The sequence below is a fragment of the Bdellovibrio sp. BCCA genome, from assembly GCF_037996825.1.
Lineage (GTDB): Bacteria > Bdellovibrionota > Bdellovibrionia > Bdellovibrionales > Bdellovibrionaceae > Bdellovibrio.
Window position 1 is genome coordinate 272,928 of the sequence record NZ_JBBNAC010000001.1, and the last position, 17,964, is coordinate 290,891.

14 protein-coding genes are annotated in these 17,964 nt (G+C 43.9%); 8 read left to right on the top strand and 6 right to left on the bottom strand.

Annotation, left to right across the window (positions count from 1 at the left end; all coding sequences use genetic code 11):
* Positions 1-105 precede the first annotated feature (105 nt).
* Genes AAAA78_RS01390 through AAAA78_RS01400 form a run of 3 tightly spaced genes read left to right on the top strand, consistent with a single transcriptional unit; the run spans position 106 to position 2,335 of the window.
* Positions 106-744, top strand: coding sequence for a hypothetical protein (locus AAAA78_RS01390; protein ID WP_340589947.1), 639 nt, complete (start codon positions 106-108; stop codon positions 742-744).
* Between the two features lie 58 nt (positions 745-802).
* Positions 803-1,345 (top strand): outer membrane beta-barrel protein, encoded by a 543-nt coding sequence (locus AAAA78_RS01395; RefSeq protein ID WP_340589948.1) that lies wholly within the window; start codon positions 803-805, stop codon positions 1,343-1,345.
* Positions 1,346-1,354: 9 nt separating this feature from the next.
* Positions 1,355-2,335: a fumarylacetoacetate hydrolase family protein gene (locus AAAA78_RS01400; protein WP_340589949.1), complete on the top strand. Its 981-nt coding sequence runs from the start codon at positions 1,355-1,357 to the stop codon at positions 2,333-2,335.
* A gap of 17 nt (positions 2,336-2,352) precedes the next feature.
* Here AAAA78_RS01400 and AAAA78_RS01405 read toward each other — a convergent pair whose 3' ends face one another.
* Positions 2,353-2,937 (bottom strand): superoxide dismutase family protein, encoded by a 585-nt coding sequence (locus AAAA78_RS01405; RefSeq protein WP_340589950.1) that lies wholly within the window; start codon positions 2,935-2,937, stop codon positions 2,353-2,355.
* Between the two features lie 276 nt (positions 2,938-3,213).
* On the opposite strand from AAAA78_RS01405, the gene AAAA78_RS01410 reads away from it, so the two are divergent.
* From AAAA78_RS01410 to pbpC, 3 genes are read left to right on the top strand one after another with little or no spacing between them, the layout of a single operon-like run.
* Complete coding sequence (locus AAAA78_RS01410; protein ID WP_295898729.1) at positions 3,214-3,663, top strand: Dps family protein; 450 nt, start codon at positions 3,214-3,216, stop codon at positions 3,661-3,663.
* 54 nt (positions 3,664-3,717) lie between these two features.
* Complete coding sequence (locus AAAA78_RS01415) at positions 3,718-9,180, top strand: alpha-2-macroglobulin family protein (protein ID WP_340589951.1); 5,463 nt, start codon at positions 3,718-3,720, stop codon at positions 9,178-9,180.
* The gene (pbpC, locus tag AAAA78_RS01420; RefSeq protein WP_340589952.1) at positions 9,162-11,204 is read left to right on the top strand and encodes a penicillin-binding protein 1C; all 2,043 of its coding nucleotides are present in this window, start codon (positions 9,162-9,164) and stop codon (positions 11,202-11,204) included. Before AAAA78_RS01415 ends, pbpC begins: the two co-directional genes overlap by 19 nt.
* On the opposite strand, the gene AAAA78_RS01425 is transcribed toward pbpC, so the two are convergent.
* Genes AAAA78_RS01425 through AAAA78_RS01440 form a run of 4 tightly spaced genes read right to left on the bottom strand, consistent with a single transcriptional unit; the run spans position 11,205 to position 15,848 of the window.
* Positions 11,205-11,612 (bottom strand): OsmC family protein, encoded by a 408-nt coding sequence (locus AAAA78_RS01425; protein WP_295900173.1) that lies wholly within the window; start codon positions 11,610-11,612, stop codon positions 11,205-11,207.
* Between the two features lie 9 nt (positions 11,613-11,621).
* Entirely contained in the window at positions 11,622-12,128 is a 507-nt protein-coding gene (locus AAAA78_RS01430; RefSeq protein ID WP_295900172.1) for a response regulator, read from the bottom strand.
* A 9-nt stretch (positions 12,129-12,137) separates the two neighbouring features.
* Complete coding sequence (locus AAAA78_RS01435; RefSeq protein ID WP_340589953.1) at positions 12,138-15,527, bottom strand: ATP-binding protein; 3,390 nt, start codon at positions 15,525-15,527, stop codon at positions 12,138-12,140.
* A gap of 9 nt (positions 15,528-15,536) precedes the next feature.
* Complete coding sequence (locus AAAA78_RS01440; protein ID WP_295900170.1) at positions 15,537-15,848, bottom strand: Hpt domain-containing protein; 312 nt, start codon at positions 15,846-15,848, stop codon at positions 15,537-15,539.
* A gap of 123 nt (positions 15,849-15,971) precedes the next feature.
* On the opposite strand from AAAA78_RS01440, the gene AAAA78_RS01445 reads away from it, so the two are divergent.
* Together AAAA78_RS01445 and rnk are read left to right on the top strand one after the other, a co-directional pair.
* Positions 15,972-16,862 carry a phosphate/phosphite/phosphonate ABC transporter substrate-binding protein gene (locus AAAA78_RS01445; RefSeq protein WP_340589954.1) on the top strand — a complete coding sequence of 297 codons (891 nt, stop codon included), beginning with the start codon at positions 15,972-15,974 and terminating at the stop codon, positions 16,860-16,862.
* 203 nt (positions 16,863-17,065) lie between these two features.
* Complete coding sequence (rnk, locus tag AAAA78_RS01450; RefSeq protein WP_295900168.1) at positions 17,066-17,470, top strand: nucleoside diphosphate kinase regulator; 405 nt, start codon at positions 17,066-17,068, stop codon at positions 17,468-17,470.
* On the opposite strand, the gene AAAA78_RS01455 is transcribed toward rnk, so the two are convergent.
* Entirely contained in the window at positions 17,467-17,853 is a 387-nt protein-coding gene (locus AAAA78_RS01455) for a cell wall hydrolase (RefSeq protein ID WP_340589955.1), read from the bottom strand. The two genes, rnk and AAAA78_RS01455, sit on opposite strands and share 4 nt — an antisense overlap.
* Between the last annotated feature and the right edge of the window lie 111 nt (positions 17,854-17,964).

Below are 17,964 nucleotides of genomic sequence, written 5' to 3' on the forward strand. Positions count from 1 at the left end.
CAGTCAAAGGACTTTTCAGTGCCGAATAGATTTATCTTTTCGCTGCGTTTTTCAACGAAGGTGTTTTTTAAACTTGGAATTTTAGCATTGGCGATGATTCTGTTTATGACGCTCTTCCGATTGAATCTGTATTTTCTTTCGGTTTTTCATGCGACACCTGATGCTGTCTTTACCGAAATTGCGCAGTCGTTTATTGCGGGCTTCCGTTTTGATCTTTTAATCTTTGGATTTCTTTTTATTCCTCTTTATTTCGTTATTCTTTTGCAGACTCTGACGGAAAAATGGCCTCGCTCGATGTTTGCAGCTTACAAGGTTTATTTTGTCGGCGTGTGGTTTTTAATTTGTACTTTGACGTTTATCGATTATTTCCACTTCGCGCGCCACGGTGTTCGCATGCGCTTTAATGATTACATGGCGTGGACACCTGATGTCTTATTGGAGCAAGCTCGCGGTTTGCAGCAAAACCAAGTGTGGATTTTTTGTATTATCACAGTGATGCTTTTCAGCCTGGGCTACATGCTGACAAAAAGTATCAAGTTCGGAGAATGGAAAGACGAATACTCTCCGCATCCTGGTTCAAAACTTGAAACAGTATTGCGCATTTTGCTTCCGTTGATCGTTATTGTTTTGGCCGCTCGTGGTACAGTCGAACCGCATCATTTAGCTTTGGAGCACAGCGAAGTGTCGACAATAAAGGCTATAAACGAAATGGCTCTTAATGCTGTGTGGTGTTTTGATAAATAAAATAAAATGTGGGACTATTTGAAAGCCTTTTTAAGAAGGCATTGTGAAGGAGTTTAGAATGAAAAAGTTGGCTCTAGCATTAGTGGCTGCTGTAGGAATGATGTCTTCTGCTGCGTTGGCGGATATCGATTACGGTTTAGAAGTAGGAATCCGTCAGCAATCTGGTGACGTGGATGGCGCTTCTACAAAATCTCAAATGGGTATGCAGTTTGGTGCGACGGCGCACTTTCCAATTTCTGGTGCTTGGCACCTAAGAACGGGAATGCTTTACACGCAAAGACCTTTGACTGTTGAAGGTGTAACAGACAACAAAATCACAATGAACTACCTCGATATTCCGGTGGCATTGATGTACAAATTCGAAGAATACGCAGGTGTTTTTGCCGGTGTTTCTTTGGGTTTGAATCTTGATAAAAACGCAGACGTTGGAACTGTGAACGACGTGAAGTCTCCATTGATTCCGCTTTTGATCGGTGCGAGCTTCAAGTTCGCTCCAAACTTGGGTGCGACGTTGTACTATGAAAGCGCTAGCGGTGAAGCAGCGGAAGGTTTGAAAAACTACCGTGCTGTCGGCGCCAACTTGATGATCACTTTTGACTAAGGATAAGACGTGAAACTAGGTTCTTTAAAATCCCCGCAAAGTTTAGACGGGGAGCTTTGTGTGGTCAGCCGTGATTTAAAAACGGCTGTCAAAGCGACGCACATTTCTGCAAATTTGCGCGAGGCTTTGGAGCATTGGAAAGAAAAAGAAGCTTCTTTGCAAAAGCTCTACACAGATCTGAATGAGGGAAAAGCGGCGAATGCTTTTCCTGTTGATGAAAAAAACTTTCACTCAGCACTTCCGCGCACGTGGCTTTTTGCTGATGGTTCGGCTTTCATCTATCATATCAAACTTGTACGTATGGCTCGTAAAGCTCCACTTCCAGAGACATTGGAAACAGTGCCTTTGATGTATCAAGGTGAGTGTGGTCAATTCCTGGCGCCGACGGAAGATATTCCGCAAAGGGATTTCTCTCACGGAACAGACTTCGAAGGTGAAGTGGGAGTAGTGACTGATTTTGTTCCGATGGGTGTAACGCCAGAGGAAGCTCTTAAGTACATTCGTTTGTTTGTGCTCATTAACGACGTTTCATTGCGCGGTTTGATTCCTGAAGAATTGGCGCAAGGTTTTGGTTTCTTCCAAAGTAAACCAGCTTCAGCACTTTCTCCATTTGCAGTCACGGCTGATGAGCTAGGCGAAGCCTGGAAGGGCGGACGTATTCACTTGCCACTGGAAGTGAATTACAACGGTCAATTCTTTGGTAAAGCCAACGCAGGTGCAATGCACTTTCACTTTGGTCAGTTGATTGCTCATGCGGCGAAGACAAGAAATTTAGCAGCTGGCTCTGTGATCGGAAGTGGAACTGTTTCCAATGAAAGTCATGACAAGGGTTCAAGCTGCTTAGCTGAAAAACGTATGATTGAACAAATTGAAACGGGATCTATCAAAACCCCGTTCATGAAGTCCGGTGATACGGTGGAAATGCAAATGCTCAATGAAAAAGGACAGAGCATTTTTGGAAAGATCTCTCAAAAAGTAAAGGCCGTTTAAAACGGCCTTTTTCTTTTCTATAAAGCTTCGATCACTCCGCAAGCGGCGCGGGGGCCGGAGTTTCCAGCTGGTTGTGATTTCAAATCATCTTTGTCATTGTGAATGATAATGGCTTTTCCCAAGATACTGTGAGGTCCTGGTTTTACTGTAAGACCATCGACAATAATTATGGCGTTGGCTTTGCCTTTCGTATCGGCCATAAGATTTCCTAAATCTCCGGCATGACGTTTTTTTGCGTCTTTAGAATCTAAAGAACCGTGACTGCCGTGGCCTGGATTAAAGTGTCCGCCTGCAGAAGAAAAATCTGCTTTAGAGCAATCTCCGACTTCATGAATGTGAAAGCCGTGAGGTCCTGGTTTCAGACCTTCCACCATCGTTTCAATTTTTACGGCGTCGCCGTCTTCGCTAAAGTGCACAATACCTTTTACCTTCGAGTTGATGGAAGGCTTAAGAACAGCTTGAGCTTTTGTTGCTGCAACAGGAGTTGCAGTAGGCGTCGTGGTTGTTTGAGAAGGTGCTGTACCATTTTCTGATTTTTTATGGAACTGAGCACACGCACTTAAAGCCACTGTGACAAAGGTGGCAAGAATCAGATTCTTCATGAAGTCTCCTCTTTTAGTAATATGGGAGTAGTTTACTCCTCTTCAGAAAGAAGTCATTACCGATTCGAAAGATAAGTCAGAAGTCCTACAACAATGAAGGTCGTCAGGTAGAAAAATAATACGGCTCGACCCAGACGGATTTTCGGGGCAAGCAGCGCGCGTGTTTGCAGCGTTGTCATAATGCCCTCCTTAATATGTCAATTATCTCACAAGTAGCCAGAACCGAACCAATAGATAATATCTAAGTGACATATAGATAAATCACTGGAGGAATCTATGAACATGAACTCGACCAGAACAGTGCAGACGTTGTCGAAAACTCTTTCCGAAGAATACGTTTTGATGTTGAAGACACAAAACTTTCATTGGAACGTGGAAGGACCTTTGTTCTTTTCTTTACATAACCTGTTTGAGTCTCAATACAAGAGTCTAGGAGAGAATGCCGATACCGTCGCGGAAACCATTCGTGCGTACGGAGCTAAAGCCCCGGGAAGTTTTCGTGATTTTTTAAAGACCGCTCTGATCGATGAAGCGCCATCTGACGTTATTACCGCTCACCAAATGATTGAGATTTTAAACAAGGATCATTTGGCCATGGCCGCACGTCTTAAAGAGCATCATGAAGAAGCGGAGAAGTCAGGCGACACACATGCCGTTGTCGTCTACGAGGATCTGATCTCTTTTCATGAGAAAGCCGCGTGGATGATTCGTAGCCATAGGGCATAAACAGATGACACACAAGTGATTCGCCGAGGAAGCTTGAAGGGACAAGGAGTTCCTATGTTAAGCTTCCTCTTTTCTTTTCTATTTTCGGTTTCTTTTGCTCAAGAAAAAGTGCAGGTGAAAACCGTCACTCCGCAGGGATTTGTGAAATCAGTCAGCCAGGTTCGTATTGAGTTTTCACAGCCTATGGTTCGCTTTGGTGACATTAAGCTGGACGCTCCCGCAACAAGTGAGTGTTTTAAAAACGGACAGGGTCGTTGGATTGACACGCGCAATTGGGTCTATGACTTCAATGAAGCTCTACCGGGGGGAGCGGCATGTACAATTTCGGCGATGGGGAAAAATTACAGTTTTAATACAGGTGGTCCGCATATTAAAGAAACCTTCCCACTTCGCTATCGTCCGATTGATCCAGAGCAAAGCTTTGTTCTTTTTGTAGATTCTCCGGTGAAAAAAGAATCCATCAATGACGGCGTTTATTTTGTTGTTGAAGGATTGGGTGATCGTATTCCTGCAAAAGCTTTAGGGGACAGCGAAGCGAAGAAAATCAAGGAAGCGGCTCAACAAGAGTACATCTACGAAAAAGACAGTTTTAAAGGAGATTACGTTGTCGTAAAAGCAGACCGCGCTTTTGCTCCTGGTTCTCATGTGAGCCTTGTGTGGTCTAAAAAAGTTCAGTCAGCATCAGGTGCTTCTTCAAAAGAAGATGAAGTGATTGAGTTCACAGTAGCGGAATCTTTTAAGGCTGAATTTAGTTGCGAGCGTGAAGCGCCGGAAAAACCTTGTATCCCACTTTTGCCAATGCGTTTGTCGTTTTCGAGTCCCATCTCCGTTAAAGATGCCAAAGCTATTTATCTGGAAGACGCCGGTAAAAAGAAAATCCTTGTGACAAATATGGATGGCGAATCTTCTTTAAAGGAACGAATCAGCTATTTGGAATTTAAAGGTCCTTTCGCGCAGAACGGAACTTACAAGTTGATGATCCCGTCAGATATTAAAGATGAAGATGGACGTAGGCTTTCAAATGAGTCCCAGTTTCCTCTGACAATTAAAACTGGAGAGAACCCTTCACTTTTAAAGTTCGCAGCGAACTTCGGTATTGTAGAGGCCGGGCCTGAAGCCGCGATGGCTGTAACTTTGCGTCGTGTGGAAAAAAATATCCAGACGAAATTCTTTGGTTGGTCTGGAAAAATTGAAGCAAATAATTTTAAAGAAATTCTAAAAAATCTAAACGAGATCAATCGCAATCCTACAGGAGACACTCGTTTAAGCACTTGGAAGAACTTGCCAGTGCAAAAGATGCAGGTACAAAAACCTAATAAGGCTGCAGAGACAGAAGTCGTAGGTATCCCTCTTAAAAAATCAGGCTTCTATATTGTTGAAATGGAAAGTCCTCTTTTAGGACAAAGTCTTCTGGATAAAAAAGCTCCTTTCTTTGTTCGTTCTGCTGCTTTGGTGACGGATATGGCTGTGCATGTGAAATACAGCAATAACGAAGCTTGGGTGTGGGTGACGGAACTTAAAAGTGCGAAGGTCGTTCCTGGCGCTGCAGTAAAAATCTATGACGTCACTGGTAATGTGGTAGCGCAGGCAACGACCGATGCCAAAGGTCTTGCTTATGTTCAGTTCAAAAAATCTTTAATGGATTGGCCACGCAATAACGAAGGCTCGTTCTATGATGGCTTTTTTGCCGTTGCAGAAAAAGGAGATGACTTTAGCTTTACGCACTCTTCGTGGGATAAAGGTATCGAGTCATGGCGTTATCAACTGGGAATGAGCGATTCTTCGTCTTCTTTGATGGGGCACGCGATTTTGGATCGCACTCTATTAAAACCTGAAGAAACTCTTTCTGCGAAAATTGTTTTGAGAAAAGTTCAAAGCAAAGGCTTAGGATTGCCTTCCGAAAAAGAATGGCCAACGACTTTAAATCTATCTCACGATTCGGGTTTGCAATCGTTTAAGCTGCCTTTGCAGTGGGATAAGAAAAAAGGTGTGGCTCTTTTGAAATGGACTTCGCCAGCAGGAGTGAAGATGGGACGCTGGACGCTGACGCTTGAAAAGCAGACGCCCGCCTTGTCCCTGTCTGTCGGAGAATTTGCGATCGAAAGCTTCCGTGTCCCTTTGATTCAAGTGCGTTTGCAAAGTGCGACACCGTCATTTGTTTTGGAAAAAAATATTCCGATCCAAATCAGTGGCACTTATTTTTCGGGCGGACCGACAGTGGATCTTCCAATGAAGATGCGTTGGAGTGTTGAGCCTAGTTATTTCAACCCTGAGGACGACGACTTCCAGGATTTTACTTTTGCCAATGGCGGAGTGAAAGAAGGTCTTTTCCGTTCTGGTGAAGATGAGGGGGTACGTCACATTCCGCAAAGTGGAGTTGAGAATTTTCAACTCAATAAGCAAGGTGCTTATCAAGTCGATGTCAAAAATCTTAAATACGGAGCAGGGCCACAAAAACTTCGCACTGAAGCCGAATATAAAGATCCTAATGGTGAAATTCAAAGTGTGATTCGTTCGTTCACAATGTGGCCTTCGTCAGTTGTTTTGGGAATTAAGGCGAAATCATGGTGGGCCACGCCGAATTTTGTTGAGTTTGATGTGGTCGCTTTAGATCTTCTGCAAAAGCCTTTAAAAGGGCAGAAAGTGACAGTCGATCTTTATACCAGCCGTTATTACTCACATCGCAAACGCTTGGTCGGGGGCTTTTATGCGTACGAAGACTTCCGTGAATACAAAAAAATCGGAGAGCTTTGCAGTGGTGAAACGAACTCAAAAGGTGTCTTTAACTGCGCCGGAAAATCCAAAGTCAGCGGCTCTGTTCTTGCGGTTGTGACGACGAAAGATTCTCAAGGAAGGCAAAGCATTGCCAATGTGAATCAGTGGATTGTAAAACCGGGAGAAACTCAGTGGTTTGGATCTGAGGACAATGACCGAGCTGATTTAATTCCGTTCAAAAAAACTTACGAGCCTGGAGAGGTTGCAGAGTTTCAATTGCGCACACCGTTTCCGGAAGCAAAAGTGTTAGTCACAGTAGAAAGAGACACTGTTCTTTACTCTGAAGTGATTGATGTCAAAGGGGATCGTCCGGTTATTCGCGTACCGATTAAAAAAGAGTATGCACCGAACGTTGTTGTTTCTGCTTTTGCAATTCGTGGACGTTTAAATGATCCAAAACCTACGGCCCTTGTCGATCTTGGAAAACCTGCCTTCAAGCTTGGTATGACCAATATCAAGGTCGGTTGGAAGGAAAATACTTTAAAAGTCACAGTGAACACAGATCGCAAGACTTATAAAGCGCGCGAAAAGTCTCTGGTGACTGTCAGTGTGAAGGATGCCAGTGGCAAACCCGCTGCAAAAGGTGAAGTCGCTTTGGTGGCTGTGGACGAAGGACTTCTTGAACTTCGTGATAATCACTCTTGGGATATTCTTAGTGCCATGATGCGTATGCGTCCTCACACATTGTCTATGGCGACGGCTCAATCCTTGGTGATCGGTAAAAGACACTTTGGTTTAAAAGCAGTTCCTATCGGTGGTGACGGTGGCGGAGCCCTTCGCCGTGAACTCTTTGATACGTTGTTGTATTGGAATCCATCAGTGACTCTCAATGCTCAAGGTCAGGCCAAAGTTGAAATTCCTCTGAATGACTCAACAACAAGTTTTAGAATCGTGGCTGTGGCTCTTCAGGGGGCCGATCAATTCGGTACAGGATGGACTTCGATTCAATCGTCCCAGGATTTGATGATATTGCCGGGACTTTCTGGTGTTACGCGCGAGGGTGATGATTTCCTTGCGGGCTTCACGATCCGCAACGCTTCTAAAGAAATGCAAAACTTGGATTTAAGTTTGAATGTGACGCCAAAGATGGAAGGTCTCACAGTTCAGAAGATGCGCTTAAATCCTGGAGAAGCTAAGGAAGTGCATTGGAAGATTCGGGCGCCTCAAGCGGGTTCGCTCGAATACGTGATGACGGCGAAAAATGAGAAGGGAAAAACTTTGGATGAAATTAAAAAAGTCCAAAAAGTTTTACCAGTTCGTGTTGCCCGTATCTATCAAAGTGAATGGGGTTCTTGGCCTGATTTTAATAGACTCGCTTTACAACAGCCTGCAGGAGCAGAAGCAAATAAAAGTTCCGTTGTTGTTGAACTTTCGGAAGGCTTAGGCGGCTCTCAAGCAGGAATCAAAGAATTCTGGAAAAACTATGAATACACTTGCTTAGAACAACAGGTCTCAAGAGCTATTTCTTTAAATGATAAGAAGCTGTGGCAGAAGATTGAATCTAAATTGAACGTTTATTTAGACAGCAATGGTCTTCTTCGCTATTTCCCAAGCTCTTACTCTAAAGGAAGTGTGAATCTGACCGCGTACGTTTTAACAATTGCCCATGAAGCGGGTTTCAAGTTTACCGAAGAAACTGAGAACCGCATGCTCGAAGCTTTAAATTCCTACGCAGAAGGAAAGCTGAAGGAAGAGACTGATGTCAGTCGAGCAGATGACACGCTTAAAAAAATCACAGCTTTTGAAGCGTTGTCTCGCTTCCGTCGTCTGAATATTGATCTTTTGACTTCCATTGATGAGCAGGGAAATCAGTGGCCGCTGTATACTCTCGTAGAGTGGTATCAAATCCACCTGTGGGAAAAGAATATTCCGCAAAGAGAAAAGAAAATTGCGGACCTTGAAGCTCTTTTGCGAAGTCGTTTTTATTTCTCAGCAAAACGTTTGCAACTTAAGAACGAAGAGCGCGAAAGCATGCCATGGTTGATGCGTGATTCGGAAAGCTCGATCTTAAGACTGATTCTGGCAACAATGTCAGAGCCTTCATGGAAGTCTGATACACCACGTCTGTATCAAGGAGTTCTGTCTCGTCAAAAAGACGGAGCTTGGTATATGACGACGGATAATGCCTGGGGTTCTCTAACAATGAGAAAAGTCCAAGCCGCTTATTCTAAAGAAAAAGTTCAAGGTACATTCCAAGTGAATTTAGGATCGGAAAAAGCAACGCATGATTGGTCGAAAGGAAGTTCTGCGATCTTTGAACTTCCATGGAAAGAAAAAGAAGCGCAAGTTCAGCTTGAACAAAAAGGTGCTGGCAAACCATGGGTCACGGTTTCGGCGAAAGCGGCGACTCCTGTGACGAAAGCAACCTTTGCGGGATTTAAAGTAGAAAAAACAGTGAGTCCTGTGGAACAAAAAACCAAAGGTGTGTGGAGTGTAGGAGACGTTGCAAAGATTAAATTAAAAATCACATCACAGGCTCCGCAGACATGGGTTGTCGTTGAAGATCCAGTCCCAGGAGGAGCGACTGTGTTGCAAAGTTCTTGGGCGACGGCCGTGGAAAGAAAAGAAGAGCTTATCCGCTTCTATTTCTCTTGGTTTACGCCGGATAATCAGGAAATCGAATATACGGTGCGCTTTAATCAAGCAGGTAATTATGTATTACCTGTGACACGGGTTGAGGCGATGTACAGCCCAGATCTTTTTGCTGAACTTCCCGAAAGTTCATGGACGGTGAAAGAGTGAAGAAAAAAAATTTCATTTGTTCATTAGCAGCTATTTTAGGGGGAGGCGCTCTTTGTGTGGGCGCGTTCTTCCAGACCAATCCTGCAATTGAATCGTTTGAAAATGTAAAATCGTCGTACCGAAGTTCCGAATTGTTTCTTTTAGATCGAGACGGAAAACCTTTACATCAGTGGCGGCAAAATACCCGTGAACGTACTTTTATGTGGAGTGCGCTTAAGGATATTTCTCCGGCAATGATTTCGGCTGTTTTGAAATCCGAAGATCAGAATTTTTATGAGCACAGTGGTGCCGATAGCAAAGCTTTGATTGCAAGCTTATACCAACGCCTTTTCAAAAATTCATCTCGTGGAGGCAGTACGATCACGATGCAGGTACTTAAGCTCACCACGACAGATAAAAAAGTCTATCAGGGTGTTACGGGAAAGCTCAGACAAATTGTCGCTGCTTACAAGCTAGAGTCACAATGGACAAAAGAGCAAATTCTTGAAGCGTATTTAAATTTAGTCCCTTTCCGAGGCGAATACCGCGGACTGAGCAGTATTTCGTGGACGCTTTTTGATAAAAGACCTCAGGGTTTAACTTTAAAAGAGGCAACACTTCTTTCTGTTTTAATTCGCTCACCGAATGCAAAGCCCCCAGAGTGGGCGCAAAGAGCTTGCTGGCAAGAGCCTTCGTTATGCGCAGAATTTCAAGCTAGCATAGCAGAGCTGGTGCAAAAATCCGCGGCCCCGCTTTCACAGCAGTACGCTTTGCATTTAGCACAGAAACTCAGCTCAACAGGTGCGCACGGCGAAGTTATCACGAGTCTACAAAAAGATTTGCAAGTTTATGCTCAAGAAATCATAGCATCACAGCTCCGCAGTCTTGAAAGTCAAAACGTACACAACGCTGCCGTTCTGGTGATTGAAAATAAAACGGGTCAAGTGTGGGCATACATCAGCAGCGAGGGAAGTGATAAGAAATCTTCTTATGTCGATGGAATTCAAGCTCTTCGTCAGGCGGGGTCGACGCTCAAACCGTTCTTGTATGCGACAGCGTTTGAAAAAAATCTTCTCCATGCTGAGTCTTGGATTGAGGATTCCGCAGTGGATATTGTTTTTGATCGGGGAGTTTACAAGCCACAAAATCACGACAGACAGTTTTACGGTTGGGTGAAAGTAAAAACGGCCTTGGCGTCTTCGCTTAATGTTCCGGCCGTGAAAGTGTTTAAGCTTCTTAATGACGATTCTTTTTGGTCCAAACTTAAAGACATGAACTTTCGTGAGCTTAAAGAGCCAGACCATTATGGACCCGCATTGGCTCTCGGTGTGGCTGATGTGACATTGGAAGATCTCACACAAGCTTATAGAACTTTGGCGCAAAAAGGGGTTTATTCTCCTTTGCGTTTTGATTTAAAAACAGACAGCACAAACGAGAAAAGAATATTCACCGAAGAAAGTGCCAAAGAAGTGGCGCAGATTATTTCACAAAGTGAAAACCGCGCTTTGGGATTTGGTTTAGATTCTGCCTTGTCACTGCAAGGGGCGTCGGTAAAAACAGGCACAAGCAAAGACATGCGTGACAACTGGTGTGTCGGTTTTAATTCGCGCTTCACCGTCGGTGTTTGGGTTGGCAATTTCTCAGGTGAGCCGATGTGGAATGTAATGGGTATTAGCGGCGCTGCGCCCATCTGGAAAAAAGTGATGGAGTGGCTTTACGAAAAGTATCCAGATACGGAAGTTTCACTTGCTCCTGTTGCGCAAAATAAAACAAATAAGGCACCTCAAGTGTATCCAAATGCGCGTATCGTTTATCCGCAAGATGGCATGGTGCTCGCTTTAGATCCGGCGATTCCGTCTGTGAATCAAAAGATGCCTCTTTTGGTTGAGGGTCCCAAAGCACACACGCTTCACTGGAAAATTGATGGCAAAAGCAAAGTCTCGGCCCATCAAGCGTATCTGTGGACGCCTTCGCTTGGAAAACACACCTTTGAGCTCTATCAAGACAATGAGCTCAAAGGATCTGTTCAAGTTCTAGTGAAATAATTAGATATCGTAGTGGAAGACAACAGGAAGTTGCAGCTCTGGGTGAAGGCTTAGCTTCACGGGGCAATTTAAAGCAATCGTCTCAAGTTTCTTACGATAATCGTGCGGCACACTTTGCGGAAGATGCAAAGTCACTGTGAGTTTGGCAATACGACGGGGACTTGCGTGCATTTCTTTTTCAACACTCACGCGAGAACCTTTGAGCTCAACGCCATCTTTATCTGCGGCGATCGACATGACTGTAAGCATGCAGCTTCCAGTCGCAGCCCCAACCAGATCTGTGGGAGAAAAGAGTTCGCCTTTTCCATTGTTGTCTTTGGGAGCATCAGTACCGATATGGGCACCTGAAGGCTCATGCGTGATTTCGCAATGTTTTTGGCCTTGATAAACGGCGGACATTTTAACCATGAAAAACTCCTAATTCGAGGACGATGACATCTCTTCGATGATTTTGCGCAAGCGCATCTCAGAAGATTTAGACATGTCCGTGTAGATCTTGCGAAGGTGACTGGAGCGGACCGGATCGTTTTTAGAAGCTTTCATTTCACGGCCGAATTTCAAAGCGGCACAAACACTTTCGATAACCAATTTTCGTTTTGAATCTTTGGTGATAAAATCAAAAGCGCCCAATGAAAGAGCTTCGAGAGCGCGGGAGTGATCACCATGAGCTGTCAAAACCACGAACGGTGTCATCTGTCCCAAAGAACGAACATAAGCTAAAAATTTAAGTCCGTTCATTTGCGGCATTTCGATATCGGAAAGAATGGTATCGAACTCTTGAGATTTCACGTATTGCAAAGCTGCAGCTCCGTTTTCAGCTTCAACAATCTCGTCGACGAATTCTTTTAAGAAGTGCTTAAGGAGCTCACGAATATCGGCGTCGTCTTCAACAATCAGTAGACGGCTTTTTTCTTCTGTGCCCATGAAGTCCTCCTATAATGAGTAGCGATTGATCACTCCTAACAACGTATCCTTTTTGAAAGGTTTGGCGATATGATCGTCACAACCCGCACGCAAGGATTTTTGTCGGTCCTCAGAAAGGGCGTGAGCAGTTAGCGCGATGATCGGAGTGTGTTGTTTGTGGTTTTCATCTTCCCACTTACGAATCTTATCCGTCGCCGCATACCCATCCATTTCTGGCATTTGCACGTCCATAAAGACGATATCAAACTGCCCTGACTTTATCTTATCTATAGCTTCAAGTCCATTCTCAGCTTCAATAATTTCGTAAGGACCGTTTTTGAGGTAGTGCGTGAAGAGAGTGCGATTGTCTTCCGTGTCATCGGCGATCAAGATGCGAATTTTTTTATCGGGGTCGCGTTGTTTGTAGGGAAGGAAGTCCATCTCTCCCCCATGCAGGTGAAGAGGTTTGTGAGTGACAGGGTTGTAGACCTGTTCACGATAAGGAATAGTGAAAAAGAACGTGGTTCCCATGTTTTCGCGGCTCTTAAACCAGATTTGCCCCCCCATAAGCTCAACAAGACTCTTGGAAATGGCAAGGCCCAGTCCAGTTCCGCCATAACGTCGAGTGATGGAGCTGTCAGCCTGCGAGAATTTTTGGAAAATCAAATGCTGCTTGTTTGAAGGAATTCCGACGCCGGAATCGCTCACACTCACCATGAGTGTGTCCTTTTTTGACGGATTTTTACTCACGGAAACTCGGATGTAGCCCGTTTCGGTGAATTTTAAAGAGTTGCTGACAAGATTGATCAGAACTTGTCTTAACTTATTTGGATCCCCCATAAGGTATGGAGAAATTCCCGCAGTCATTTCAAAGGAATAGTTAATTCCTTTTTCCAAAGCGCGAGGCTTCATCATTTCTTCGACATCAATCATCAGTTTCTTCAAATCAAAAGGAATATTTTCGATAGAGACTTCACCGGCCTCAATTTTCGACAGATCCAAAATATCATTGATCAGGGCCATTAAAACTTCACCAGCTTTGCAAAAGATAGTGACGTAATATTGTTGGTCCTGATTTAGTTTTGTTTCTTTTAAAAGCTCCGCCATCCCCATGATGGCATTCATGGGTGTACGGATTTCGTGGCTCATACGCGCAAGAAATTCGGATTTGGCCTGTGAGGATTTCAAGGCATCATTTTTAGCAGCAATCAAAGATTGCTCTACGCGGCGAAGTTCTGTGATGTCTTGAGTTGTACCATACATAAATAATGGATTTCCATAGTCGTCGTATTCGGTGCGACCTTGCGCACGAACCCAGATGATGTCTCCGGTGTCTTTCTTTTTTAAACGGAAATCTAAGTTAAAAGGCTGGATATTTTGGTGAGCCTCATGAAGGGCGTCATCAAAAATCTCAAGGTCTTCAGAAAGTATCAGCGACCGAAACAGCTCAAAGGTAGGAAGAGTTGTGGCCGGATCCAGTCCCAATATGTGAAACTCCTCTTCAGACCAAAGACATTTTCCCGTGGAAATATCCCAACGGAAGGAGCCGGTTTTTGAAAGAGACTGTGACTCTTTCAAAAGTTCCTCTTTGAGTTTGAGTTCCTTTTCGATCTCTTTTTTCCAGCGAATATCCCGTCCCACGACAACTAAAGTGGGATGGGAGTTCTTGGAATTTTTTAAAAGAGCCCAGGAAAGATCCAGAGGAATTTTTTCTCCAGAAATTTTCTTAAGCGTGCCTTCCATCGAAAGGGCTTGCGTGCTTTCGCTGTGTTCTAACGATGAAAGAATTTGTGAGTAGTCCGTATCGATCCACATCTGCAAATCCGTGCCTTTGAGAGAAGCAGCGGCAAGACCTAACATCTCGGAGGCCGCAGGATTAAGGTCACGAATCAGAATGTGAACTTTATCTTCGACGGAGTGGCTGATTTCAACAACAAAGAACGCTTCGTGAATGGATTGCACCGTGTTTTCTAAAAAGTCTTTTTGTGTCTTGATTTCTGAAAGTTGACGGGAAACTTCGTGAAAATGGTCCGACAGACTTTTGAATTCACCTCTTTGTTCCGGAAGCTTTTCAGAAAAATCCAATGAAGCTAATTTTTGAAGACCTTGATTTAAAGACTGCAAGGGTTGAAACATACGGCGTGAGAAAATATATGCTGACGCCAAGGCCAGCGCACCAATAACCAAAATAAAAAGAACCAAAGGAAGAATCTTATTTGTTAAAGGAACCAAGGCTTCTTGAGCGCTGACCTTTGCAATAATAATCCATTCGGTGTTTCCCGGCAGAACTGCTTTACCGACCGACTGCACGGCTTTGTTCCCAGCATAGTCCGTTGTTGTTTCAATGATGTCATGATTCTGTAAATAATTTTTTAAATCGTCTTGGGGAAGTCCAATGCTCAAAGCCGTGGAGTGACTGCGACGGACAAGTTCCGCGTTGTTTACTGAAGATTCGTGCTTTTGGTAGCTGCTTAGAAACTTATCGGGACTTTCAAAGAAAGCTCGGGCGTTGTTGCGCATCAATCCGTCGCTTCCAAAGGCAACAACCTCGCCGGTTTTTCTTAACCCTAAACTTTCCCAATCGTGTTGGTTGCTCAAAATGTCGTCGACACGTTCAATGGGAATTTGAAACACCAGAGTGCCAATATAACTGGATTGAGAAAAAAGCGGAGTCACCAGAAATCCGACGGGCAAACTCCAAAAATGTGTCAGCGGAGAAAAATCAAAAAACTTAGTGGCTCCTTGTGAAGCATTCATTGACCAGCGAAATGCTTGTGCCAGACGTGAGTTTGCAAAAGTGCCCGAGAGCAGATTTGCTCCCATATCCAATTCTTTTTTGACCGTATAAACGACGTTTCCCTGAGGATCTATCAGAATCACATCACTGAGTTCCAAACGGTTCCACAGTGACGTCATAGAGGGATGAAGAAGTTCATGACTTTTAAAGTAAGATAAAGAACGGTTTGAAGATTTAATAACTTCGTGAGGCATTTTATTTTGAGCGACGGCTTCTTGAATAAAATGAGCTTGAAGAAAAACTGCACTAGGAGACATTTGTCCGAGAACTCTTGAAAGTTCAGAAACTTCGGGATTGTTGTTGGCGCGAATAATGATGGATCGCCAGGCACTTTCGCTTCCGTGACTGCGCAGCCAGGCGCGAATTTGTTCCTGATCTCGGGCTGAGTGTTGAAAAAACTCTCTCAGAGATTTTTTTTCCGCCGTCGTAAGAAGGGAATCATTTAAATAAGAAAAATCTTTTTGCAGCTCTTTGGTTTTAAACTGCCGGATTTGAATCAATTTTTCTTGGGTGCCTTCCAGTAATGAAGAAACACCCATTTGATAACCAACGATTCCCGCCACCAGCAGTGTACCTAAAACAAGGGACGCGGTAAAAAGGAAAAGGCGGCTCCGATGAGTCATAAACTCCTGTTACATAGACACGTAATGAATCTCAACGTTCAGAAAGTGTATTCTCATTTGCTTTACCAAATCCTTCAGTGGAGTTGCATCGTTCGCTTTCGCCGCTTTTTCCATTTGCGCCGCTAAATTGCTTAACTCGTTAAAACCATAGCCCGCCGCTGCTCCTTTGATTTTGTGAGCAAGCTGTGCAATGGCGACAAGATCATTCTTCTCCACAAGCTGCTCTAGAGACTCGATATCTTTTTTTCGATTCTCAACAAATTGTGGAATCAGATCCTGCAAATCAGCATCTATTTCGACCTTCACTTTTGGCATTTCCATGGACTCCTTATGCTCGATAAACCCTCACGTATACAAAGTATTTTAGTTTAGAAGAGTGTTTATTGCATACATTTAATAACGAGAGTAAATTCAAGAACATATATTCCAGGAGAAAGTCTTGTGGTGAAGAAAATACTCATCATCATGTCCTCGTGTTTCTTGTTGTCGTGCACTACAGAAAAGCAACTCGGAAACAAAGAAAATCCCATCCATTTCGCTCTTGTGCCTGGCCAAGATAGCGCTGTCTTGATGGAGAATGGAAAGATTTTAGAACAGTGGATTTTCCAGCAGACGGGTCTGTACGTAAAAGTGCAAGTGCCCGTGAGTTTCATTGCCGTTGTTGAGGCCTTGGGGTCTCAACGAGTGGACGGCGCGATTATGAATACGTTTGGTTATATCCTCGCTCATGATAAATATGGAGCGCGTGCTCGACTCATGGGTGCGAATTTGGGAGTTTCTGAATATCGCGGCCAGATCATCACAAAGAATCCTAAAATTAAAACCCTGCAAGATCTGAACGGAAAAAAATTCGCGTTTGTCGACCCTGCATCCACCTCGGGATATATTCTCGCGGCAAAAATGCTTAAGGATGAAAACGTGAAGCTGGGTGAAGTGATTTTTGCGGGAAAGCATGACAGCGTCGTAACCATGGTCTACCAGGGACGGGTCGATGCAGGGGCCACTTATCACACGCCGGATGAAAACGGTGAGCCTCAAGATGCTCGTCTTCTTGTTAAAGCCCAGTATCCTGACGTTTTTGAAAAAATACGAATCCTAAAAACAACCGATCCTATTCCCAGTGAGCCGGTGGTTTTTAGAAAGGATTTTCCTAAAGAGTTGGAAGAGAAGATTATCGCTGCTTTGAAATCTTTCTCTTCAACTCCCGAGGGAGCCAAAGCGCTTAAAAAACTTTATCATCTGACGGGTTTTAAGGACTGCACGGACAAAGACTATGACCGAGTTCGCAAGATCCTTCTAGATCTCGGAAAAAAGGTCCAGGATCTGGTCAAATAGTGTCTTTAAATGGGCCTGGCACGGCGGTCCTTGATAAATTCATCAGTTTCATGTTTAATACATTTATGCGCCATGCAACGTCTAAAAATCCTATTCTGAGATTTTGTTGCAGCAGAAAATTTCTGCTGACGGCCGCTTAGTTTCTTTTTTTCATCCTAAAATTTTAAATCTCATTACACACCATCTCTCTTAAGGAGGATTGTATGACCACAGAAAATCGCATTTTTATTACAGATCAAGATTATCACCGTTTAACTGCTTTAGTTTCTCAAGTGGAAGGCCAGTGGGCAGAAGCTTTAGAAGAAGAGCTGAGTCGTGCCAATGTGATTTCGCAAAAAGAAATCCCCCGCGACATTGTGACGATGAATTCTCGCGTAAAATTTTTAGATGAATCAACAGGAACAGAGAGCGAAATGACATTGGTGTATCCGCAGGACGCTAAACTGGAAGAAGGACGTATTTCTATTCTGGCTCCGGTGGGTATCGCTTTGTTGGGACTAAGCGCTGGACAATCTATCAATTGGAAAATGCCTAATGGTGCGACGAAAAAACTTAAAGTGCAGGAAGTTGTTTATCAGCCGGAAGCTTCTGGACAGTTTGAGCTTTAATCGCGCAATTCAACGCAAATGAGCCCACGGCGTTCGGAATTTTTATTATAAGTCGCGTGGAACTCTCTGGAGCCTTGGCTATAAGAGAGTTGCGCGTCGACGCGAAGAGTGGGTGAATACCACAATTGCACGTAGGTTTGATTGTCTAAAAGCGGAATCTGATAAACTTTTGTTGGAGTGCTTTCGGTGACAATAAAATTCTGAATCAAATCGACTTTTCCCAATTCCATATTGGCAGCCGTATCGAAATATTTCTTCATACGGATTGAAGAAAATCCGTGAGGATCTTCTTCAAAGCGACACGTGTACACCGAGCTTTCGTCAGCCAGAGCTGTCGCACTCAATAATGAAACAACAAAAAAGAAATGCATGAAGAATCTCATACATTTCTTATCGAATTTCGCCTGAAGGACTTAACGACGGGACGCTGGTCTATAGACTAGAAAAATATATAAGGGCTGAGATTATGCATTTTGACTCTTACTTCCGCGCGC

What these genes read in the sequence shown, in the direction of transcription:
- AAAA78_RS01390 (WP_340589947.1), top strand. Translation starts at nt 106, where the DNA reads ATGACGCTCTTCCGATTGAATCTGTATTTTCTTTCGGTTTTTCATGCG.
- AAAA78_RS01395 (WP_340589948.1), top strand. Translation starts at nt 803, where the DNA reads ATGAAAAAGTTGGCTCTAGCATTAGTGGCTGCTGTAGGAATGATGTCT.
- AAAA78_RS01405 (WP_340589950.1), bottom strand. Translation starts at nt 2,937, where the DNA reads ATGAAGAATCTGATTCTTGCCACCTTTGTCACAGTGGCTTTAAGTGCG.
- AAAA78_RS01410 (WP_295898729.1), top strand. Translation starts at nt 3,214, where the DNA reads ATGAACATGAACTCGACCAGAACAGTGCAGACGTTGTCGAAAACTCTT.
- AAAA78_RS01415 (WP_340589951.1), top strand. Translation starts at nt 3,718, where the DNA reads ATGTTAAGCTTCCTCTTTTCTTTTCTATTTTCGGTTTCTTTTGCTCAA.
- pbpC (WP_340589952.1), top strand. Translation starts at nt 9,162, where the DNA reads ATGGACGGTGAAAGAGTGAAGAAAAAAAATTTCATTTGTTCATTAGCA.
- AAAA78_RS01425 (WP_295900173.1), bottom strand. Translation starts at nt 11,612, where the DNA reads ATGGTTAAAATGTCCGCCGTTTATCAAGGCCAAAAACATTGCGAAATC.
- AAAA78_RS01430 (WP_295900172.1), bottom strand. Translation starts at nt 12,128, where the DNA reads ATGGGCACAGAAGAAAAAAGCCGTCTACTGATTGTTGAAGACGACGCC.
- AAAA78_RS01435 (WP_340589953.1), bottom strand. Translation starts at nt 15,527, where the DNA reads ATGACTCATCGGAGCCGCCTTTTCCTTTTTACCGCGTCCCTTGTTTTA.
- AAAA78_RS01440 (WP_295900170.1), bottom strand. Translation starts at nt 15,848, where the DNA reads ATGGAAATGCCAAAAGTGAAGGTCGAAATAGATGCTGATTTGCAGGAT.
- rnk (WP_295900168.1), top strand. Translation starts at nt 17,066, where the DNA reads ATGACCACAGAAAATCGCATTTTTATTACAGATCAAGATTATCACCGT.
- AAAA78_RS01455 (WP_340589955.1), bottom strand. Translation starts at nt 17,853, where the DNA reads ATGAGATTCTTCATGCATTTCTTTTTTGTTGTTTCATTATTGAGTGCG.